General features: G+C 59.4%; 19 protein-coding genes. 5 read left to right on the forward strand and 14 right to left on the reverse strand.

All coding sequences use genetic code 11. From position 1 onward, the window contains the following. Positions 1–247: 247 nt before the first annotated feature. The 3 genes from holA to leuS are packed head-to-tail and all read right to left on the reverse strand — an operon-like array spanning position 248 to position 4,471. On the reverse strand, positions 248–1,282 hold the full coding sequence (gene holA / locus WDN46_16215; protein ID MEJ0094906.1) for a DNA polymerase III subunit delta: 1,035 nt from the start codon (positions 1,280–1,282) through the stop codon (positions 248–250). Between the two features lie 32 nt (positions 1,283–1,314). After that, the gene (gene lptE / locus WDN46_16220) at positions 1,315–1,854 is read right to left on the reverse strand and encodes an LPS assembly lipoprotein LptE (GenBank protein MEJ0094907.1); all 540 of its coding nucleotides are present in this window, start codon (positions 1,852–1,854) and stop codon (positions 1,315–1,317) included. Continuing rightward, on the reverse strand, positions 1,841–4,471 hold the full coding sequence (gene leuS, locus WDN46_16225) for a leucine--tRNA ligase (GenBank protein ID MEJ0094908.1): 2,631 nt from the start codon (positions 4,469–4,471) through the stop codon (positions 1,841–1,843). The genes lptE and leuS overlap by 14 nt, the downstream gene beginning before the upstream one ends. A gap of 171 nt (positions 4,472–4,642) precedes the next feature. On the opposite strand from leuS, the gene WDN46_16230 reads away from it, so the two are divergent. Beyond that, positions 4,643–5,326: a YggS family pyridoxal phosphate-dependent enzyme gene (locus WDN46_16230; GenBank protein ID MEJ0094909.1), complete on the forward strand. Its 684-nt coding sequence runs from the start codon at positions 4,643–4,645 to the stop codon at positions 5,324–5,326. Here WDN46_16230 and WDN46_16235 read toward each other — a convergent pair. Next, positions 5,319–5,900 (reverse strand): L,D-transpeptidase family protein, encoded by a 582-nt coding sequence (locus WDN46_16235; protein ID MEJ0094910.1) that lies wholly within the window; start codon positions 5,898–5,900, stop codon positions 5,319–5,321. The genes WDN46_16230 and WDN46_16235 overlap by 8 nt on opposite strands. Before the next feature lie 195 nt (positions 5,901–6,095). Here WDN46_16235 and WDN46_16240 point away from each other — a divergent pair, with 195 nt between their 5' ends. Both WDN46_16240 and WDN46_16245 read left to right on the forward strand, forming a co-directional pair. Next, complete coding sequence (locus WDN46_16240) at positions 6,096–6,782, forward strand: response regulator transcription factor (protein MEJ0094911.1); 687 nt, start codon at positions 6,096–6,098, stop codon at positions 6,780–6,782. A 33-nt stretch (positions 6,783–6,815) separates the two neighbouring features. Beyond that, the gene (locus WDN46_16245; protein MEJ0094912.1) at positions 6,816–7,298 is read left to right on the forward strand and encodes a cyclic nucleotide-binding domain-containing protein; all 483 of its coding nucleotides are present in this window, start codon (positions 6,816–6,818) and stop codon (positions 7,296–7,298) included. Between the two features lie 67 nt (positions 7,299–7,365). On the opposite strand, the gene xth is transcribed toward WDN46_16245, so the two are convergent. From xth to WDN46_16265, 4 genes are all read right to left on the reverse strand, one after another. Continuing rightward, positions 7,366–8,181: an exodeoxyribonuclease III gene (gene xth / locus WDN46_16250; protein ID MEJ0094913.1), complete on the reverse strand. Its 816-nt coding sequence runs from the start codon at positions 8,179–8,181 to the stop codon at positions 7,366–7,368. Between the two features lie 289 nt (positions 8,182–8,470). Beyond that, the gene (locus WDN46_16255) at positions 8,471–9,163 is read right to left on the reverse strand and encodes an outer-membrane lipoprotein carrier protein LolA (protein ID MEJ0094914.1); all 693 of its coding nucleotides are present in this window, start codon (positions 9,161–9,163) and stop codon (positions 8,471–8,473) included. 179 nt (positions 9,164–9,342) lie between these two features. Then, positions 9,343–9,894 (reverse strand): MOSC domain-containing protein, encoded by a 552-nt coding sequence (locus WDN46_16260; protein MEJ0094915.1) that lies wholly within the window; start codon positions 9,892–9,894, stop codon positions 9,343–9,345. A gap of 134 nt (positions 9,895–10,028) precedes the next feature. Beyond that, on the reverse strand, positions 10,029–12,656 hold the full coding sequence (locus WDN46_16265; GenBank protein ID MEJ0094916.1) for a DNA translocase FtsK: 2,628 nt from the start codon (positions 12,654–12,656) through the stop codon (positions 10,029–10,031). Between the two features lie 320 nt (positions 12,657–12,976). Here WDN46_16265 and rpmB point away from each other — a divergent pair, with 320 nt between their 5' ends. Beyond that, positions 12,977–13,276, forward strand: a complete 300-nt coding sequence (gene rpmB, locus WDN46_16270; protein ID MEJ0094917.1) for a 50S ribosomal protein L28 — start codon at positions 12,977–12,979, stop codon at positions 13,274–13,276. 588 nt (positions 13,277–13,864) lie between these two features. Here the strand turns inward: rpmB and cobT are convergent. The 3 genes from cobT to WDN46_16285 form a co-directional block, all read right to left on the reverse strand. Then, complete coding sequence (cobT, locus tag WDN46_16275; protein MEJ0094918.1) at positions 13,865–15,790, reverse strand: cobaltochelatase subunit CobT; 1,926 nt, start codon at positions 15,788–15,790, stop codon at positions 13,865–13,867. 26 nt (positions 15,791–15,816) lie between these two features. After that, positions 15,817–16,812: a cobaltochelatase subunit CobS gene (gene cobS / locus WDN46_16280; GenBank protein MEJ0094919.1), complete on the reverse strand. Its 996-nt coding sequence runs from the start codon at positions 16,810–16,812 to the stop codon at positions 15,817–15,819. 115 nt (positions 16,813–16,927) lie between these two features. Next, positions 16,928–17,536, reverse strand: coding sequence for a J domain-containing protein (locus WDN46_16285; protein MEJ0094920.1), 609 nt, complete (start codon positions 17,534–17,536; stop codon positions 16,928–16,930). A gap of 123 nt (positions 17,537–17,659) precedes the next feature. Between WDN46_16285 and WDN46_16290 the strand changes: the two genes are divergently transcribed. Beyond that, entirely contained in the window at positions 17,660–17,986 is a 327-nt protein-coding gene (locus tag WDN46_16290; GenBank protein MEJ0094921.1) for a BolA family protein, read from the forward strand. Between the two features lie 82 nt (positions 17,987–18,068). On the opposite strand, the gene WDN46_16295 is transcribed toward WDN46_16290, so the two are convergent. The 3 genes from WDN46_16295 to WDN46_16305 form a co-directional block, all read right to left on the reverse strand. Then, complete coding sequence (locus tag WDN46_16295) at positions 18,069–18,641, reverse strand: hypothetical protein (GenBank protein MEJ0094922.1); 573 nt, start codon at positions 18,639–18,641, stop codon at positions 18,069–18,071. Between the two features lie 373 nt (positions 18,642–19,014). Beyond that, positions 19,015–19,671, reverse strand: coding sequence for a hypothetical protein (locus tag WDN46_16300; GenBank protein ID MEJ0094923.1), 657 nt, complete (start codon positions 19,669–19,671; stop codon positions 19,015–19,017). Positions 19,672–19,802: 131 nt separating this feature from the next. Continuing rightward, positions 19,803–21,743 (reverse strand): alkaline phosphatase family protein, encoded by a 1,941-nt coding sequence (locus WDN46_16305; GenBank protein MEJ0094924.1) that lies wholly within the window; start codon positions 21,741–21,743, stop codon positions 19,803–19,805. Positions 21,744–22,110: the final 367 nt, after the last annotated feature.

A 22,110-nucleotide genomic window follows, 5' to 3' on the forward strand; every position in this document is an offset into this window, starting at 1 on the left:
CTGCGCGTCCCGAGTCCGTCGAATCTTGACGGTCATGCCCCAAACTCAAGACGGAGACTGAAGTTGAAAACGGGGAGCGACGCGAAGGAACGCGGCCACGCCCTGAAGGCGGAGGTTTGCTAACATAGACATTTTTACGGCGCAACCCTGCGGCGCCGAATGCGAAGACGCCAGCGGCAAACCGACGCAAGCTCGGCTACAATTACGCTGGGCTTGGCCGACCGCGTCAGGACGAAGGCGGATCGCCTCAATGGGACGTTGGTTTCGCTCGGGCTGCAAGAGCGATTGTCCAGAGAGCGCGCAAAGCGGTAGCCTCGGCCAGTTTCGGCTCTCGGCGCGTCTTGCCGACGGCCTCGCCAAGAATCTCAATGGCGCGAGCGAGCCGGGCGGCGGTCCATGCGCGCAAATGCCGATCGAAAGCGTCCGACCGCCTAAAACCGAATGCCGGCCTCTCATGCGGCCCGTCATGCGCCCGCGCTCCGGCTTCGGTATTGAGGCGGCTGCGATGCAGAATCAAGGCATGGCGGAGCGCCGCGCCGAGCAGCGCGCTGGCGTCGCCCCCTTGCGTGAAGATGCGGCGGGCGCTGGACTCGAGGGCGACGAAATCGCCGCCGAACGCGCTGTTGACTGCGTGATCGAGCATGAGGCTCGAGGCGTCGGAGACTATGGCTTCAACGTGATCGAGCCTGATCTCGCCTGCTCCATGCGCATAAAGCACGAGCTTGGCCAGTTCGGAGCGAGTCGAAAGCCGGTCTTGCCCCAGTAGAGACACGAGCAACGACTTGGCCTCGTGCGAGATCGAAAGCTTCGCGGCGGCGGCCTCGGCATCAATCAGCTGCGCGATATGCTCGGGTGAGTCCGGATAGCATTCGAGCGCGGCGGCATTTTTCTCGCGCTCAAAGAGCTTGCGCAAGGCGGCGTCTTTCTTCAGCGCTCCGGCCTCGACGACGATGGTGCAGTCGCGCGGCGGAGCGGCGAGAACGGGCTCAAGGGCGGTAATGAAGGCTTTGCCTTGGGCGTCGATCCAGATCGCTCGCCTGCCGCCAAAAAGCGGAATCGTATTGGCCTCATCCGCGAGGCGGAGCGGATCGGCGGCAAGATCGTCGCCGCCTATGCGCAGCAGTTGGAACGGGTCCTTTGGATCATCCACCGCGCGCGATATCAGCGTCTGCGCCCGCTCGGCGACAAGCCCGGAGTCCGGTCCAAAGACGAGATACATAAAAATATGCGCCGCGGGGCGGCCGATAAAACGGTCTGCCTCGGTAGTTTTGACTGCGACCATTGAGCGCATGTCCCGGAGTTGGCCGGCGCCGCTTATCCTCGGGCGGCGAAAAAAGCGGCGATATTGGTGCGAATCTGTTCAGCGAGCAGCCGCGAGTCGCGAATCTCGGCGTCGCGCGACGCGCGAATATTGGTGAAGCGCTGCGACGTGCGGTCATAGCTCGCGACGACCGTCGCCGATTCCCTGAAGATCGCATTTCCGCCTTGAGACGGCGTCAGCGCATAGTCGGCGGTCACGACGACTGTCGCCGAACTTGGATAGCCGGTCACCGTATCGAGCAGCGGCGTCTGCACGTTCTCCCGCAAATTAACGATAAGCCTATATTTCGGCACAACTTTCGAGCCAGTGCCGTTCAAGGCGAAAATCAGCTCATTCTCGAGATAATGGCCGATGCGGTCGTGAATCGGATCGATCGCGATCGCCTGCAACTCGTCACTGACATTGCCGCCGCCCGCCAGGGGCGCGTAGACCGGTTGGAAGCATCCAGACAGCGGGAGGCCGAGCAACGCGGCCAGAACGACTGCAGAGCCGCCGAGAAGGCCTTGGCGACGGGTTGGGTTATGCGACGACATTCACGATCCTTTGCGGAACGATAATGATCTTCTTCACCGGGCGCCCTTCGAGCGCGCGCTGGACCGTATCGAGCGCCAGCGCAGCCGCCTCGATCGTGGCGGCGTCCGCGGAGCGCTCGATCACGAGGTCGGCCCGCTTGCGGCCGTTGACCTGCACCGGCAATTCCATTGTGTCTTCGACGATGAGAGCTTTGTCGGCCACAGGCCACGGCGCGTCCGCGATCAGATCCTTGTGGCCGAGTCGCGCCCAGCATTCTTCCGCTAGATGCGGCATCATCGGCGCGAAAAGCGGAACGAGAATTTCGGCCGCCTCGCGGAAAGCGTAGCGAAGATCCGGCTCGACATTTTCGTTTTCGATCGCGCCCACCGCTGCGGATAATTTATTGGCGAGATCATGCACCTGCGCGATGGCGCGGTTGAAGCGCAGCCGCTCGATGTCTTCCTCGACCTTGAGCAGACTGAAGTGGACCGCCTTCCGAATAGCGGCGGCGGCAGGCGAAAACGCGGTGGGGGCCGGCGCGTCGCGCTCAGCCGCAAGAGACATCAGCTCGCCGATCAGCCGCCACAAACGTTGAACGAATTTGCCGGCACCCTGAACGCCTTCCTCGGTCCAGATCACATCGCGTTCGGGCGGCGAATCCGAAAGCACGAACCATCGCGCGGTATCGGCTCCGTAGGTCGAAATGATCTCGTCGGGATCGACCGTATTGCGCTTCGATTTCGACATCTTCTCGATTGCGCCGATCACGGCTTCCTCGCCGCTGTCGATGCGAATCGCTCGCCGGCCGTCCGCGCCAGCCACGAGCCGAACTTCCTCCGGAAACAGCCAGTCGCCCGATGTTGAGCGATAAGTCTCATGCACTACCATGCCTTGCGTGAAAAGGCCGGCGAAAGGCTCCTTCAAGGGACCGACATGGCCGGTCGTCTGCATCGCTCGCGTGAAAAACCGAGCGTAGAGCAGATGCAAGATCGCATGTTCGATGCCGCCGATATATTGGTCTACGGGCAGCCATTTCTCGACATCGCTCACAGTCGTCGGCGCGAGCTCGTTCCAGGGATCGGTGAATCGCGTAAAATACCAGGACGAATCGACGAAAGTGTCCATCGTATCCGTCTCCCGCCGCGCAGGACCGCCGCATTTGGGACAAGCCACGTGCTTCCAGGTCGGATGCCGATCGAGCGGATTGCCGGGTTCATCGAAAGTGACGTCCGCCGGCAGCGCGACTGGCAGATCAGCGGCCGGGACCGGCACGGCGCCGCACTCCGGGCAGTGAACGATCGGAATCGGACATCCCCAATAGCGCTGGCGCGAAATCCCCCAATCGCGCAGCCGATAATTGATCTGGCGCTTGGCCTGCGGCCGATTGCCGATTGTTTGGGCTTCAAGAAGCCGCGCGACCTCCTCCTTCGCCGCCGCGATCGTCATGCCGTCGAGAAAGCGCGAATTGATGAGGAGACCATCGCCGTCATAGGCCGTGTCGGCGATGACGAAGCCTGCCGGATCGAGGCCGGGCGGGCACACCACCGGCGTATTGCCAAGGCCATAAGCGTTGGCGAAATCGAGATCGCGCTGGTCATGCGCGGGGCAGCCGAAGATCGCCCCCGTGCCATATTCCATCAACACGAAATTGGCGACATAGACCGGCAACAGCCAATTCTCGTCAAACGGATGACGGACTTTCAAGCCGGTGTCGTAGCCTTTCTTTTCCGCGGTTTCGATAACGGCGACCGACGTGCCTCTTTGCTGGCATTCAATGATGAATGCGGCGAGCGCGGGGTCCGTCTTGGCGCAGGCCGCCGCCAAGGGATGGTCGGGCGCAATGGCCATAAACCGCGCGCCGAACAAAGTGTCCGGCCGCGTCGTATAGACTTCGAGTTCGCTCTCCCGGAGCTTTGGTGCGGGCTCAAGTTGGAACCGCACCAGCAAGCCTTCGGAGCGGCCGATCCAATTCGCCTGCATCAGGCGCACTTTGTCCGGCCAGCGCGTCAGGTCATCGAGGGAGTGCAGCAGATCCTCAGCGTAGTCGCTGATTTTCAGAAACCATTGGGTCAGTTCGCGCTGCTCGACGAGCGCGCCGGAGCGCCAGCCGCGTCCCTCGATCACCTGCTCATTGGCGAGCACGGTATGATCGACAGGGTCCCAGTTAACTTTCGACTGCTTGCGGTCGACGAGACCGGCGGCGAGAAAGTCGAGGAACATTTTCTGCTGATGTTTGTAATAGCTCGGATCGCAAGTGGCGATTTCGCGCGACCAATCGAGGGACAGGCCAATCGACTGCAGTTGGCGGCGCATGCTGGCGATATTGGCGTAAGTCCAAGCCGCGGGATGGCTATTGTTCTGCGCGGCCGCATTTTCAGCCGGCAGACCAAAGGCGTCCCAACCCATCGGATGCAAAACGTTGAACCCCCGCGCGCGCTTGAAACGCGCGATCACATCGCCCATCGTGTAATTGCGGACATGGCCCATATGAATGCGCCCCGAGGGATAGGGGAACATCTCGAGCACGTAATATTTCGGACGCGGATCGGCGTTGGAGGTTTTAAACGTTGCGGATTCATCCCAAAGCTTGCGCCATTTGGGTTCCGCTTCGCGGGCGTTGTAGCGCTCGAAGTCCATGATGTTCGATTATCGATTGCGTTGAGAAAAAGTTGTCAAGTTGCGGCTACACAGCATTATTTGGCCAACTCGGTCAATCGCCTTGCCTCGGCCCCTGCTCCCGTTTCCGCGCCCAAACATTAGATGCGCGCTCCGAGGCCTGAATGAAAGGCAAAAGCTTTGCACCAAAGTGTGAAAACATCGAAAACCACCCTCGATCGGCTGAACGAGGTGCGCGAACATATCGCACGCGCCGCTCGCGACGCCGATCGCCGGCCGCAGGACGTCGCCCTTGTCTGCGTCTCGAAAACATTCGCCGCCCCCGACATCGAACCTGTGCTCGCGGCGGGACAACGGATTTTCGGCGAAAACCGGGTTCAGGAGGCGCTCGAAAAATGGCCGCCGCTGCGGCAAAGCTATCCAGACCTTGAACTGCACCTTATCGGCCCGCTGCAATCGAACAAGACGCAGGAAGCGGTGCGGTTTTTCGACGTCATCGAGACCGTCGATCGGGAAAAAATCGCAAAGGCGCTCGCGGAAGAGATTCAGAAGACCGGACGTCACCCGCGCCTTTATGTCCAAGTCAACACAGGAGCCGAATCGCAGAAAGCGGGCATCCTGCCGACTGCGGCCGACGCCTTCATCGCCAGTTGCCGCAAGCAGCACGGCCTTGAAATCACAGGCCTGATGTGCATCCCGCCAGTTGATGAACAAGCTTCGCCGCATTTCGCGCTGCTGAACCAGATCGCCGCCCGCAACGGGATCAGCGTTCTATCCATGGGGATGAGCGCCGATTTCGAGCTGGCGATTCAATTGGGCGCGACCCATGTCCGCGTCGGCAGCGCGATTTTCGGCAAAAGAAGAACCCTTACTTGATCGTCAGCACCGTTTTGCTGGAAAGACGCGGGAGCAGCCGGCGCAAATCTTCATAGCGCAGGGCAACGCAGCCCTCGGTCGGGGCAAAACCCGGCTGCGCGCAATGGATAAAAATCGCGCTTCCGCGATTTTGCCGGCGAGGAGAGATATTATAATTCAGCACAAGGACGATGTCGTAAAGGTGATCGTTCCGCCACAAATTTTCATGTGATGGCCGGAAAGGCGCCACAATCAGCCGATTATACAGCCCGCTGTGGGGGTCATCGCACCAGCCTTGCCCGCGGCGAATTGGCCGCATCGGCAGAAAAGCGGGTCGCCTTAACGGCCTTCCCGAACGGTAAAACCCTAAGAGGATACGCCAGCTTCCGGCCGGAGTCGCATGATCGCCTTCCCTCTTATCGCGCTTGATTCCGCCCCCGCCGAGGGCGCAGCGCAAAACGAGCGAACCGGCATGCAGCCTGCCAAGGTGAAGGTTTGGTCCCGCGACGCGCGTCGCCGTGAGGGACGTCAAGTAACGCCCAAGCTCTAGTCGAGGTTGTGGGGGGTTTTTAAGGTTCTTTGCAGGATATTTCATAGAAGCCTATGCTTTTACTGCGCACTGAACAGCGCAAGGAAGTTTTAGCGCTCGCGAGCCGCAGGAAAGCAAATGAGGCGTTTGCGCGAAAGCTTGGTAGAGTGTGAAGACAATTTTCTCGAATCAAAATGCGCCGGTTGAATTTTCTAAGGTTGAGCGGGCCAAGACGATGCAAGATTTATCAAGGACATGTCCATGACCCAGGTTCTGAAGATCCTGATCGCCGACGATGACGCGGACCTCCGCGCCGCCTTGGCCGAACAGCTCGCGCTGCATGAAGAATTCGCGGCGGTGCACGCGGATTCTGCCGAGGGCGCGCTTAGCGCTTCGCGGCGGGAGACGCCTGACCTCGTGATCATGGACGTCGGCCTGCCCGACATGGACGGGCGCGAGGCGGTCAGGCTGATGCGCGAAGGCGGCTTCAAAAATCCGATCATCATGCTGACCGGCCATGACAGCGAATGGGACACGGTGCAAGGTCTCGACGCCGGGGCGAATGATTATGTAACCAAGCCATTCCGCTTCGCCGTCCTGTTGGCGCGCATGCGGGCGCATTTGCGTCAGCACGAAACCAACGAAGAGGCGCTGTTCCGCATTGGGCCTTATACGTTTCAGCCCGGCGCAAAACTTCTGATTGCCGAAAAAGGCGAAAAACTGCGCCTGACCGAGAAAGAAACCGCGATCCTGCGTTTCCTCTATCGAGCCGGTCAGGCCGTCGTCGTCAGGGAAGTGCTGCTGCGGGAAGTCTGGGGCTATAATTCGAACGTCACAACCCACACGCTCGAAACGCACATTTATCGGCTGCGGCAAAAGATCGAGCGCGATCCGGCCAAAGCGCAGTTGCTCATCACCGAAGCCGGCGGTTACAAGCTGATGCCTTGATCACGGCTTCCTTCAGGAGGAAGGAGCGTCGCCATGGGGCTCGATGAGGATGTCGCCAAGCTTGCGCGCAACGCAACTTTCGCGGCGCTTGAACCGGATGCGCTGCGTCTTCTCGCTTTTTCGGCGGAAACCCGCATCTTACGCGCAGGCGACATTTTGTTCCGCCGCGATGAACCCTCAAACGGAGGATTTGTCGTGCTTTCGGGGTCAATTGCGCTCGATGTTTCGGACCGCGGAGCGCCGGCGGCGCGAATCCTGCGTCCCCCGGCGTTGATCGGCGAACTTGCCTTGCTGGCGCAAACCACTCGGCCAGCTACGGCGATTGCTCGCGAAGCTTCGAGCGTGTTGCGCATCTCGCGGCAGCTCTTTCGTCGCGTCCTGACCGAATTTCCAGCCAGCGCAGCGCATCTGCGGCACTCGCTAGCGGAAAGGCTGACTCAATTCACCGGCGACCTCGACGCCGCATGGAACGGCGCGCCGGGGCCCGCGGAAAATCAGCTCCTTGAGCGCGAATGAACTGAAGCCTCTCCTCGTCCGCCATTCGGGATGAGGATTGCTTCGCAAGCGCGCCCCGAAACCACGTTCAAAAGTCGAAATGGACCATCACCGGCACGTGATCGGACGGACGGTCCCAGCCGCGGCTTTCAGTCAAGACTTGCATGCCGCCGAGGCGCGGCTTCAGGCTCTCGCTGACCCAGACGTGATCGAGACGGCGCCCCCTGTTGGATTCAGCCCAATCTCGCGCGCGATAGCTCCACCAAGTGTAAAGCTTTTCTTCCGCCGGCACATGATGGCGCATTGCGTCGATCCAGGGGCCGGCCTGCAGCACAAGGCCAAGTTTCTCGACCTCGATCGGCGTGTGGCTGACCACCCGCAATAGCGCCTTGTGGCTCCAGACGTCGGTCTCGAGCGGCGCGATATTGAGATCGCCGACCATGATCGTGTGTTGGCCGTCGATCCGCTCAGCGTTCATCCAATCGACCATCTCGTCTAAAAACGCGAGCTTATGGGCGAATTTCGGATTGATCAGCGGATCGGGCTCGTCACCGCCCGCCGGCACATAAAAATTATGCAGCTTGACCGGCCGCTCCCCCGAGCCGACGGGCGTCAATGTCACCGCGATATGGCGCGCGTCGCCCTTGTCGCAAAAAGCGCGGCGGTCAATTTGGGCGAAGGGCAATTTCGATGCGATCGCGACGCCGTGATAGCCTTTTTGCCCGTTGATGGCGACATGCGCGTAGCCGAGCTTATGAAATTCGGCGAGCGGAAACTCGCTGTCGCGGCATTTCGTCTCCTGCAAGCATAAGACGTCTGGCGACTGCTCTTTGAGGAAACGCCCGACGAGATTGATGCGCAAGCGGACAGAGTTGATATTCCATGTGGCGATCGTCAGGCGCATTTCATACTCCGCCCGCGACTGACCACGCCGAAGATCACGCAGCAAGTGCGAAGCGCATACAGCCCACAGAAATATCGGATTATCGGGCTTGTCGGACAGCCAAGCGAAGCCGCTTAAGGAAAGGGCGCCCAGCTTGCGCCGGACGCCCTAGGAGCGAAACATTACCGGGAGGGGGACCGGCAAAAACTGAGTCGGACGAAACGGGGGGGAATACGCCCTGTCAGCTAATCGCTCGCATGTCTACAAAGCTAAGCACCCCTGAACCGGTTTCAAGCCGTAGAGCCGCGCCTCAATTATTTGTGTTCAGCATTCTCTCTTGAGTAAGCTGGAATAAGCCGGGGTCAGGTTTCTTGGTCAGATCAATATTGAACAATGAGATCACAGTTTCGTAACCTTGCGGATCCGTAACCTCCCATTGCTTTAACGTAAACTTTGCAGGATCGAATACGAGTTTGATCTCGGACGTGCCGCCAAACGTCGCCTTATCTTCCACCTGGATCGTCACCGCGTTAGGATCGCTTGTAACATCAACAATTTTGACGTCTTGATTGAGATCGACGTGATCCTTCAAAAGAAATTTCAGCGGCGTCTGGCTGATGAAATAAACGTCTTTGGTAGCGGTTTTGCGGTCATGCACCGCCACGGACAAGCCGTCGGCGACGATTTCCAGTGTCGCTGGTTGAGCGTATTCGAAGCGCAATTTGCCGGGCCGCTGAACGAAAATCTTGCCCTCAGAGCGCTTTCCATCCGGGCCGAGCTGCACGAAATCGCCAACCATGGTGGTCGCCGCATTGAAATATTCATTGGCCTTTTGAATGGCCACGAGAGGGTCCATCGGAACGAAAGGCTTCGGCGCGGGAACCGCGGGGACGGCGGCTGGCTTGGCCGGCTTTGGATTGGCCGGAGCGATTTCGGCGCGAGGCGCGACCGCGCTGCAAAGAACAAGGATGAATGCGAAAATAAATGCTGTCGTGCGCGTCATAAAATTCGCCTCGCAGATCGTGAATGTTCACGGCTAGGAACTTGATATGGCGTTAATACGACATTGGCCACGCCAAAATTTTGCGCGCGCTTCTTTTCGACCCTTATAGACGACGTAAAATCAATCGCTTAGTCCACGCTTTCGACACTTTCTTCACCGCGAGCGGGCGCTTTGTAGGCTCACGCTCCTTCAAGACGGCCGCTCCAGCTTTCAACTGACCGGCTGCTCACGCGCCGCGCGGCAAGTTTCCGCCACTCCGCCGCCAGCTCCGGCAGTTCGGTCAAGGCGGCAAGTTCGTCATAGGCTTTGGTTCTATGGTACAGAAGATCGTTGATTCGCGACAGCGGCCATTCTGGATAAAGTCTATCGATAATCTCGAATCGATCGCCTTGGACGATGGCTCCTTCCTTTAGCACGCGGTAATACCAGCCAGTACGCCCTTGCGAAACCTGCAAAATCACCTCGCCGACGCGCATTGAATCGCCGATGCAGACATCCGCCTCGGTCAGCCCGAGCATTGAGATGTTTTCGCCGAACCCTGGAGCCCGCGCGAGCGGCTCGGCAAGCTCAGGCGTCTCGGCGATCCAGGCGGCGAAGTGGTCGCGTGGATAATGATGCAGCGCCATATCGCGGCCGCCATGATGCTCGGGGTCGGCCTGAACATCCCCTTGAAGCCCTGTTGGCGTGATGCGCCACGGACCCGCGATGGGGCCCTTGAAAATGGAGCTCATTTTTCCATGCGGCCCGAGCGCGCGGGGCTCACCTGCAAACATAGCCTCGATCATCGGCGCCATTAAAATTCCCTTCTGGGTTCAACAGGGCGTAGACCAAATGCAACTCTTGAGCCACGTAAGGCATGTTAAGTCTACCCTTCCACGGTCGGATCAAAAGCGCCTCGATCGACGCCCCCGCCGACGAGAATTGTGCGCTTGCCCGAATGGTTCGGCGCGCCGACGACGCCTTCTTTCTCCATCCGCTCCACCAGGGACGCCGCTTTATTGTAGCCGACCGACAGCCGACGTTGAATATAGCTTGTCGAACATTTGCGGTCTCGGAGCACAATATTGACGGCGCGATCATAGAGATCGCCGGATTCCTCGGCGTCCATGCTGCCAGCCGCCGGAGCGTCGACATCGTCGCCGCCGCCCGCGTCATCGTCTGCGGTAATCGACTCGAGATATTCCGGCTGGCCCTGGCTTTTGAGATGGGCGACCACTTTTTCGACCTCGCCATCGGCAACGAAAGGCCCATGCACGCGCGAAATGCGCCCTCCTCCCGCCATGTAGAGCATGTCGCCTTGGCCAAGCAGTTGTTCAGCGCCCTGCTCGCCTAAAATGGTGCGACTGTCGATCTTCGAGGTGACCTGAAACGAAATGCGGGTCGGAAAATTCGCCTTGATCGTGCCGGTGATGACGTCGACCGACGGCCTTTGCGTCGCCATGATAAGGTGAATGCCGGCCGCTCTCGCCATCTGGGCGAGCCGCTGGATGGCGCCCTCGATGTCTTTGCCCGCGACCATCATAAGGTCGGCCATTTCGTCGACGATGACGACAATGAACGGCAGCGGCGACAGCTCCATCGGCTCGTGTTCATATATGGCTTCGCCGGTCTCGCGATCATAGCCGGTCTGCACCGTCCGCATCAGCGTCTCGCCCTTGGCGGCGGCCTCGGTGACGCGAACGTTGAATCCCTCGATGTTGCGAACGCCGAGCTTCGACATTTTCTTGTAGCGATCCTCCATTTCGCGGACCGCCCATTTCAACGCCACGACCGCCTTTTTCGGATCGGTGACGACCGGCGTCAGCAAATGCGGGATGCCGTCATAGACCGACAATTCAAGCATTTTCGGATCGACCATGATCATGCGGCATTCTTCCGGCCGAAGCCGATAGAGGAGCGAAAGGATCATCGTGTTTATCGCGACTGACTTGCCTGATCCTGTCGTGCCGGCGACGAGAAGATGCGGCATGCGGGCGAGATCGACGATGATCGGCTCGCCGCCGATGGTTTTTCCGAGCGCTATGGCAAGCCTGTGCTTGCTCTTCTCAAAATCCTCCGAACCCAGCAATTCACGCAAATAGACGGTCTCGCGGCGCTGATTCGGCAATTCGATGCCGATCGCGTTGCGGCCTTGCACAACGGCGACGCGAGCGGAAATCGCCGACATCGAGCGGGCGATGTCATCGGCCAGCCCAATCACCCGAGAGGATTTAATTCCGGGCGCCGGCTCTAGCTCATAGAGAGTAACGACCGGACCCGGACGCACGTTGATGATCTCGCCTTTGACGCCGAAATCCTCGAGCACTCCCTCGAGCAGTCGCGCATTTTGCGTAAGCGCGTCCTCCGAAACTTTAGTGGTCGTCAATTTCTTCGCCTCGGCCAACATTTGCAGCGGCGGCAGAACATAGGCCTCACGACTGAGACGATCCCGCAACGAGAGATTTGCTTCTTTTTGGGCGCGCTGTCCCGGCTTCAGCGGCGTTGGGGGCGGCGCCACGATGCGGCGAGGCGCGGACGCCTCCGCGGCGCCTGCCTGGCTCGCCTCGTTTCTCTGGGCGGCGGCGCGAGTCGCCGGCGGCGCATAGGCCGCTGCGTCAAAGCCCGGCTCAACCAGCGCCGGCTCCGGCCATTGCAGCGGCTCTACATCGAAATCGAACGGCTGATCGAGATCGCTTTGGGGGTGCGAGTCGAAGCTTGGCGCATTGGGGTGCGATGCGCTTTGCCAGGGGGCCCGGCGCGGCTCCGGCGCGCGGGCGCGCCGCTGCGCGATTTGTCGGGCCAGGGCGGCCTTGAGGCTTAATCCCGCGTGAATCAGCGCGCCAAGGAAGATCAGCGCCAGACCTGGGGCTCCGGCGTCATCGTCTTCCGCTTTTGAACTGGCGCGTCGCGTTGGCGGCTCTTCCTCGTCGTCCTCATTGAACGCGTCTGGCTGATCGCGCAGGCCGATGCTGGCCGAAAGGGATAGGATCGAACCGGCCGCCAAAATGACGCCGATGAGCAGCATTCCGACTTTAAATCCGCCGAAAATCTTGTTCGGCGCGACGAGAATCGCATCGCCAATGAGGCCGCCGAGCCCGGTAGGTAGAGGCCAGCGTGCGGTGATCGGCAGCAGCGAGCTCAATCCGGCCGCCAGGACGCCGCCGCAAACCCACAAGATAAGCCGCGTCTTGACTCGTTCGAGCCGTCGCGCGGTGAGCAGGCGCCAGCCCCAAAAACCGAGCGGGACCAGGAATGCAATCGAGCCAAGGCCGAACATCTGCATGATGAGGTCGGCGGCGACGGCGCCTGTTGAGCCAAGGAGATTGCGCACCGGCCCGGCAGTCGCGTGATTGAAGCTTGGGTCCTCCACTGACCATGAAAGCAAAGCCAAAGCTATCGCGATAGTTGCAGCGATAAGGCAAAGGCCAATGAGTTCAGCGCCGCGTTTCGCAGCGAAGGCGCGCAGCGATTCGGGGATATGGTCGAGCATCTTCATGCTGGTCGTCGTTCGCATCCATCTCACCGCTGCCGTAACCGCCGCCACCTCCCCCGCCGCCCGCGCCGACGGGAAAGCGGCGCGAAGAACTCGGCCGCGAAAAGCAGCGAATGAACAGCAAATTAGCGGTCGGCGGTTAAATCTGTTTTAACCAAAAGGGGGCTGCGCCAATTCTCATCTTTCGGCCCCGCCGTAAAGCCCGGTTTGCGCGGACCTTGACGCAGTGCGGCGGCTCAACTAAGAGCTTCGTCTTCCTGTACTGCATAGTGGAAGGAGCGCTCGGTTCCCCTTGGGTGGGATGGTCGAGCGCATTTCGTTTGGAACGAAGAGGAAGCAAGATGTCCCGCCGCTGCGAATTTACCGGCAAAGCCGTACAAACTGGCCATAAGGTCAGCCATTCGAACCGCCGGACACAGACGCGGTTCTTGCCGAACCTCTGCAACGTTACGCTGATCTCGGACATTTTGCAGCGCAAGCTTCGCTTTCGCGTCGCCGCCGCCGCGCTCCGTTCGGTCGAACATCGCGGTGGCCTCGACGCGTTTCTGATCAAAGCCAAAGATGCAGAGTTGTCGCCTGGCGCGCTCGTGATCAAGCGCGAGATCCTCAAGAAGCAGGCGGACGCTAGCGTCAGCGCCTGATTCTAGAACGCGCGCTTCGACATAAGATAGCGCGTTAGGACAACGCCTTATCTTCTTGAGAAGATGATCTTTTTTAGGATTAGCGGCTTCCCTTGAAGCTTGCGCGATTTTAAAATATCGCTGACCTTGCTGGTCCCCGCGCGAAACTCGTCGCGCGAGCTATCAAACCTGGAATGACTGTGCTCTAAAGGTTCGCTCCGTTTTCGAACGGAGCTTTGCCCTTCAGAGGATGCGCCAACTAAGCTTGGACGCCAACCGTCTCCAGGAGATCCGGCATGAAGAAGGCACTCATAATTTCAGCAGCCGCTCTTATCACAGTGGGCGCAACTATCGTCTCGATGACGGAGGCGAATGCGGTCGTTTGCGCTCGCGGCGTATATCGCGCCGGCTGCGTCGGCCCGCGCGGCGGAGTCGTCGCCCACCGCCCAATCCACCGGCCGTATCACCGCGGCGTCGTTGTTCGTCGCAGATATTATTGAGACCGCGAATTTAGAGCCCCGCCACCAAGGGGCGAAAGGCAAAGGACGAAGCCGCTCCGGAGCTGGTTAACGCTCCCCGAACTTTCTCGGCTGCTGCCCTCTCAAAAACTCAGTGCAGCCGGCCCATCGCCCTTTGCGCTGAGCTTTTCTCGACATCCCGCCTCGGCTCCGCCGTTTCGCTGAACAATTCGGCAAGCTTTTCGGTCATCGCGCCGCCGAGTTCTTCCGCATCAACGATAGTCACCGCGCGGCGATAATAGCGCGTCACGTCGTGCCCGATGCCGATCGCGATGAGCTCCACCGGCGAGCGCGACTCAATCTCTTCAATGATGTGGCGCAGATGCTTTTCAAGATAATTGCCGGGATTGACCGATAAGGTCGAATCATCCACCGGCGCGCCATCTGAAATCATCATAAGAATGCGCCGCTGCTCAGGCCGCCCCAGCAGACGCCGATGCGCCCAGTCTAGAGCTTCGCCGTCGATGTTCTCTTTCAGCAAACCCTCGCGCATCATTAGCCCGAGATGCTTGCGCGAGCGCCGCCACGGCGCGTCAGCCGATTTATAGATGATGTGGCGCAGGTCGTTGAGACGTCCAGGCGCCGCAGGCTTGTTCGCCTGGAGCCAAGCCTCGCGCGACTGGCCGCCTTTCCAGGCTCGTGTGGTGAAGCCCAAGATCTCGACCTTGACGCCGCAGCGCTCAAGGGTGCGCGCCAGAATGTCGGCGCAGGTAGCGGCGACGGTGATCGGACGACCGCGCATGGAGCCGGAATTATCGATGAGCAGCGACACCACCGTATCGCGGAAATCCGTATCCTTTTCGCGCTTGAAGGAAAGCGGCTGCTGCGGATCGATGATGACGCGCGGCAGACGCGCCGGGTCAAGCATCCCTTCCTCCAGATCGAATTCCCAGGACCGACTCTGTTGCGCCATCAACCGGCGCTGCAAACGATTGGCGAGCCGCGCCACGATCGAGGACAGATTGTGCAATTGCTTATCGAGGTAAGAGCGCAGCCGCTCCAGTTCCTCCGCATCGCAAAGATCTTCGGCGGCGATGACTTCATCGTATTTCTTGGTGAAAGCCTTGTATTCGGATCCGCGTTGTTCCGCCCTGCTTGGGGTTGGCGGACGGCGCGGATCGGCAGCCTGTTCCGAGTCTGAAAAATCGGCATCATCCTCAAACTCGCCTGTCGGCGCGTCGGCGGAATCAAGGTCGCTGTCCTCCATCGCCTCGGCGGAGGCTTCGGATTTTTCGAGCTCCCGCGCGTCATCCGTTTGGTCTTCGGCGCCCTCCTCCGCCTGGTTTTCGGCGTCGCCGTCGTCTGAATCGTCGACGCTGTTTTCCTCATCAGGAGGACTGTCGAGGCTCCCCTCATCAATCATTTCGAGCGCGGTCAAAAGCTTATGGACGCTCTGCGCAAAAGCCCGTTGATCCTCGATCGCCGAGCCAAGCTTGTCGAGATCGGGGCCCGCCCGCTCCTCGATCCAGGGACGCCAGAGATCGACGACGCGCTGGGCGTTCTTGGGCGGCTTCAGCCCGGTCAGGCGCTCGCGCACGATCATCGCCAGCGCGTCCTCGAGCGGCGCATCCGCGCGGCTCGCGACATCGGCGTAATGGGCGCGCAAAAATCGATCGTCGAGCATGGCGTCTAGATTGGCGGCCACTCCCTGCATCCGGCGCGATCCGATCGCCTCCACGCGCGATTGCTCCACGGCGTCGAAAACCGCCCGCGCGGCCGGGATCTGTGGAGTCAGGCGACGGTGGATATCGCTGTTGTGGCAAGCGAGACGCAGCGCCATCGAATCGGCGTGGCCGCGCAAAATCGCCGCCTCCCGCGCGTCGATTTTCCGCGGCGGTTCAGGCAACCGCGCTTTGGCGCCTGCGGCGGTCTGGATGAGGCTCGGTCGCTCAGGCGCATAGACCACTTCGAGCCCCGGCGTTTTCGCCAGAGCGCGCATGCAGCCGGCGACAGCCCGCTTAAGCGGCTCCTGCGGACTCTCGTTTTTCGACGGCGGCTTCTGATTCGAGCTAGTCAAGGCGGCTCCCGTCGACCTCCTGCCTCTCAGGTCATCACGACATTGACGGCGCTTTCCGGCAGGTCTTTGCCGAAACAGCGCTGATAGAACTCGGCGACGAGCGTTCGCTCCAGTTCGTCGCATTTGTTGAGGAAGGTCAGTCGGAAGGCAAAGCCGACGTCGCTGAAAATTTCGGTATTTTCGGCCCAGGTAATCACCGTGCGCGGGCTCATGACCGTGGAAAGGTCGCCGGAGATGAAAGCGTTGCGGGTGAGATCGGCGACGCGAACCATCTTATTGATCTGGTCGCGGCCTTCCTTGGTCGCCTGAAAACGTTTGACCTTGGCCAGCACGATTTCGACTTCCTTGTCGTGGGGCAGATAATTCAAGGTGGCCACGATCGACCAGCGGTCCATCTGGCCCTGATTGATCTGCTGGGTGCCATGATAGAGGCCAGAGGTATCGCCAAGGCCAATGGTGTTCGTCGTCGAAAACAGACGGAACGCCGGATGCGGCCGGATCACTCGGCTCTGATCGAGCAACGTCAGGCGGCCGGACACCTCGAGGACGCGCTGAATGACGAACATGACGTCCGGGCGGCCGGCGTCATATTCGTCGAAACAAAGCGCGATATTGTTTTGCAGCGCCCAGGGGAGGATGCCGTCGCGGAATTCGGTGATTTGCTTGCCGTCCTTGAGGACGATGGCGTCTTTGCCGACAAGATCGACGCGCGAAACGTGACTGTCGAGGTTGATCCGCACGCAGGGCCAATTCAGGCGGGCGGCCACCTGCTCGATATGAGTCGACTTGCCGGTGCCGTGATAGCCGGTGACCATGACGCGACGGTTTTTGGCGAAGCCGGCCAGAATGGCGAGCGTCGTGTCGCGATCGAACAGATAATCGGGATCGAGGTCTGGAACATGCGGATCGCCGGTGGAATAGGCTGGCGCCTCCATGTCGCTGTCGATGCCGAAGACTTGGCGCACCGAGATCTTCATGTCGGGCAAGCCTGGGGTGACAGCCACTTCGCCGATTATTTGCATTCATCCTCCGTGCCGCTTGGCTCGGTTATAAGAGTTTTGGAGCCGATCTGGCCCCGTCTCTAAGAAAGCTTCTTTGAGGCGAGCCTACCCGAAGGCGCGCTCGCCAAGACCAACCTCAGGCGGCCTTAACCGACTTCAAATAGCTATAAGCGCGAATAATCTCCCGCAATTTATCTTCATTCGAACGGTCACCGCTATTGGCGTCGGGGTGAAGGCGCTTCACCAGATCCTTGTAACGGGATTTGATCGCGACCGCATCCGCAGTTTCGTCAAGACCCAGTTGATCCAGTGCGCGCAGGGCCGCAAGTCCATAGCGAGGTTTTGCCGGCTCGGCGCAGGAAGCGCGCCTGGCCCTCGGGTTGGCCATGCCGAGCGTGTCGCCGGGGTGCGACGGATCGTCGCCGTCCTCGCGAAAATTCTTGTCCGTGCGATTTGTCCCCATCGACCATGTCGGGCGATGTCCGACCAAGGCGTCGCGTTGATATAACGCCACATCTTCGGCGCTCATGCCGTTGAAATAATTGTAAGTCGCGTTGTATTCGCGGACATGCTCGAGACAGAAGGAGAAATATTGCCCCTCCCGTAGTCGGCCCATTGGCGCGCGATGCAGGCCGAGCTCAGTGCAGCCAGGGTGATCGCACCGCGGCTGTCGTTCCGGCTGCGGACCCTGCTTGGGTTCGCGCTTCACCCTGATGCGATCGAAGATGCGAGAGTTCAAATTCATGACCTAGGCATTATCAATGTCTTTGAGGTGGCCGCAAGCGCATCCGTACGCTAAAATGACAATTGAGTTTAAGCGTGGCGATAAACCGCTGGATTTCTTGGAAAGACAGCGCGGGAGGACCAGATGAGCGGGCAACGCGGAGCGGCGGCGGGCGCCAACCAAACGGCTGTCGCGGACGTGATTAGGGCAAAATTTCAGGCGGCCTTCGCTCCAATCTCTCTCGAGATCATTGACGAATCGCAGAAGCACGCCAGCCATGCTCACGTGGTGACGCGCCAAGGCGCGACGGGCCGCGTCGGCGAAACTCATTTCAAGGTCAAAGTGGTTTCTGAAGCCTTCAAAGGCAAGAGCCGGGTCGACCGGCACCGCGCGATCAACGCACTTTTGGCCACGGAATTCGAGGCGGGAGTCCACGCGCTTTCGATCGACGCCAAGGCGCCTGGCGAATAGTCATTCGGCCGACAGCGAGGCGGCTCTAGAGAGCGATGCGCGTCGCAAGACCAACGGCGCGCCCGAAAATCCCGCCGCCGCTTCACTCATCATTATTTGCGTGGCGAATGTTGGCGGCATGCGATCGCAAAACGCCCTTTGCGTTCCTCTCGTATATGCGAGGCGCGCGATGATGGAAGACCGGCCGTTCTCCGTCATCGCCCGGTTTGTCGCGCTGCTGAACGGCAGTCGGCTGCTCACCCGAGCCCACTGCGTAGTTCAGGGCGAAGGAGGCTAAATGGTGATCCAGCGAAAGCACAAGTTGCCGGGTCTCGATATGCTCGACTTTCCAGCCAAGCACGTCGTCGCCGACGCCGATGCTCACGACTTTGGTTTGTCCCTCAAGACGGACAAGAGCGACTCCTTTGTCTCCGTCGCCATAAAGGATCGTCCCGTAGAGCGATAAGCGCGGCGGTTCGACGTCTTCCGATCGGGTCGGTTCCGCTTTAGCCGGCTCCGGCTCATCGGCGGCTTCATTTTGAGACGGGTTTGGCGCATCGGCTGTCTCTTCTTGAGCCTTGACCGGAGCGATGCAGAAAACGTCGGCGGCGATCAAAACGGCAATTGTGAGGGTCAGGGCCCGCCCAACGTAGGCCAAGGTGATTTTCGCTATCAAGACGCTCTCCAGATGTCGCTGCACCGGCTTAAGCTAGGCATGGCTTTTCTTGATTTTAAGGTCTCTTGATCGATCCAGGCTGTCCTTGGTCAACGAGCGATCTTTGGATCATTGTTATAATGAATAAAAGGCGCCGCTCAAACGTTTCGGTTTGGCCGGCGCCATCGCATTTCAGATCACATCGCGTATCGCCGCAGTTATCTAGGCGCGATCATGAGCGCCCTACTCGGTGAAGGCCGATTGTTCGGTGCAGCGTCAAAGTTGAACGCGTCGAACAAGTCGCCAATCGCCGGGCTGTTCGTCGGAACGTAAGGATTGCTCTTCGTGGCCGTCGGGTTGGGCAGATTGTCGCGGCTGCGGTCAGTCAGCGGCTTTAACGAATTGGTTCAACCCAGACATCGCTTTTCTTGACGATTTCGATGAGGCGTTGCGGATCGAATTTCTGATAACTCGCTGGAATCTCAAACAAGGCCTCTGGCTGCGGGCCTTCTGCTATGTTCTTCAGCTCAAAGGTCGCGCCGCCTTCGATTTGGCTCTTGAGCAGGATTTTAAGGTCTTGATCGATCCAGCCGGTGATTCGCTTATTCAGCGGAGACACGGCGGAATAGGCGGTGGTCTTGCGCCCATCGATGGTCTCTTCGCCAATCCGATCGCAGCGCCATTGGCCGCCCTGCCCCGCGGCTTCCGCGCTCGCCGACATCGCCTGCCACGTCCGGCAGGGATCGTCAGGATCGACCGGAACCAGGATTTGCGTGAGGAAGTTTGTTTGCCTCGCTTCCATAAATATCGATTTCGCCGGCCGCACGAAAAGGGAGGCGTTGGTCGTAGCGTCGACAACGAAAAAGCCATTCGCAAGATCGGGTGTTTCGATGTGCGCTTTGCCATCGGAAACATAGAGCTTTCCCGCCGGGCCAGCCGGGTCGCCATTGGCGTTCAAGCTGACGATGTCGGCTGAAAATTGAGCCGCATCGGCGCAGGTGATGAAAGAGGCGAGCGATGCGAAAATGCTGAGCGCCGCGAGTCGGGCCATAGTCCTATCCTTTGTTGGAACGAACGGCGCCGCTCAAACCTTTCGGCTTGATCGGCGCCATCGTCATTATCATCGTGATCAAGCCGCGCTTAACTGACGCCGAAGCGGGTTACGCGCGATCCTGACTATCTTCACTCGCTGTAGGGCTGATTGTTCGGAGCAGCGTCGAAGTTGAACGCGTCGAACAGATCGCCAAGCGCCGGCGGGTTGGTCGGAACGTAAGGATTGTTCTTGGTAGAGGTCGGGTTGGGCAGATTGTCGCGGCTGCGATCAGTCAGCGGCTGGAGCTTCCAGTTGCGCTCAATGAACTTCAGGATCGAGACGTGGTCCGTATAGGTGTGGTTGACCATGCCGCCCGTCGAATAGGCCGAGAGGATCAGCAGCGGAATGCGCGGGCCGTCGCCGAAGAAGTCGATCGGCTGAATGTAGCCCGAGTCATAGTAGCCACCGGCCTCGTCCCAAGTGATGAACACGGCGGTCGTGGCCTTCAACTTCGGATTGGCGTCGAGAGCGTCGAGGATTTTCTGCACATAAGCTTCGTAAAGATCGATCTTGGAGCTGGACGGATGACCGTCAAGCAGACTGTCAGGCTTCGCGAACGATACCGACGGAAGCGTATTGTTGTTGATGTCGGCGATGAGATCAACAGTGTCCTTCATGTGCGCGGTCCTGACAGCCGGATTGGCCATGATCGAGGTCGCATACATTTCGAAACTGCAGATCAAGCAAATGGTCTCGCCAAGGGCATGGGCCGGATCGTTGACAGCCGCTGCACCCAGATTAGGGCTCGTCGGATTGGCAGCGACAGCCTCGTTGGAGAGGATGACGGCGTCATTAAAGGCTCCCGAAAAATACGCCCAGGAGATTTTGCTGTCGTTCAGCGCGTCGCCGATCGTCCTGACGGGCGAAGGCGGAAGGTTGCCGGCCCCGGCGAGCGCGCCATTCGGCAGGAAGCCCGGGTTGGTATTATTCAGCATGTAATAGTGGCCTTCCTTACAATTCGGCTCAGCGGCGTAAGGAAGAGAATTCAGGTAGTTGACGATCGGCTTGACGCCAGGTTGGGTCGTGTCCGAGCAATTGCTGAAGTTGTTGTCAGCAGTATATTGGTTAACCGTTCCCTTGACTGGGTTCGGATTGGCGATCTGCGAGGCCGGGGGCGTAATGGCGTTGCCATTGCCATCGGTCCAGAAGACGGCGTCGCCCGTGCCGAGCATGATATGGTTGACGGCGGTTCCACCGAGGACCGATTGATGGAAATTATCGCTCAAGGTGAAACGGTCAGCGAGGGCCTTCAACGACGAAGCTTCTTCCTGCTCGGCGTTATAGAACCCCATTTCGTTGCCTTCGCTCTTGTTTGACGCCGAATAGGTCGCCATCACGAAGGGGAACAGGTCGTTGAGGCAGCCCGAAGGATTTTCCTTCGTCTTTTGCGAGAGCTTGCAATCCTGCTGCTGGAAAGCCTGATAGAAACGGTGTGTCATATCGCCGGTGTAATCATCATCGCTGATGTTAGCGCCGAGCAACTGGAACGGACCATTCAACGATCCGGCGCCCGGAATGCGCTTGTCGAGCACGCCCTGCGCCTCGCCGGTCGCGCCGGTCGTCAGCAGAGCGAGGTCTTGCTGTTCGATGTCCGCCTCAATGCTGGCGATGGTCGTGTTGGTGAACGGCGCTCCGGTCGTCGATTGAGCCGATGGCGCACCGTTGGTGTTGGGTTGCGGCATCAAATTGGACGAACCGTAAGCGGTTTTATCAGCCACTGGCGCGCCGATGTAGAAGGCCTTCTGCGGCGAAACCGAGAACTGCTGAGCCAAGGCGAAATTCGGGCCCGGCTTGCCGTTTGCCTTGACGATGCCCTTCGACAGAAGGTTCGAGATCGTTTGGCCTTTACCCTTCGGCTTGTAGACGCCGAAAGTATGATCGAGACCGCGATTTTCGCCGATCAGCACGATGACGTGTTTGATCGGGCTCTTGGTGGCGACCGACGCCGCAGCGTCTTTTCCGGCCGCATAGCCAGTGGTGCTCGACGCGAACGTCGACAGCGCGCACAATGCAGCGGTAAACCGCAACATTCTGCGAGCATGAATGTTAGACTTCATAATACCCCCAGGTTACTTACCTTGATTTTAATTCAAGGCCAACTCAACTTAGGGGATATTCATGACGAGATTATTTCAAACGTAAGAATTACTTTAGAAAAAGAAAAATTCTGTTGAGGGACAATGGAGCTCTGATTGTCCACAGAAGACCAAGCTCCGAGGTCGGCGTAAGAACCGGTCACACACTGCACGAGAATCCTGGTCGGCTACATCGGACTGGCGAGACAAGCCAGCGATTTAACCGACGGTTGAATGTTGCTTCGACCTGATGGAGACGAACGGGCTCCCGCTGGTCAACGAAAATTCATAAAAGCCTCACATTATTGTGACTGTTTTGACC

This window comes from Methylocella sp., assembly GCA_037200525.1.
Lineage (GTDB): Bacteria > Pseudomonadota > Alphaproteobacteria > Rhizobiales > Beijerinckiaceae > Methylocapsa.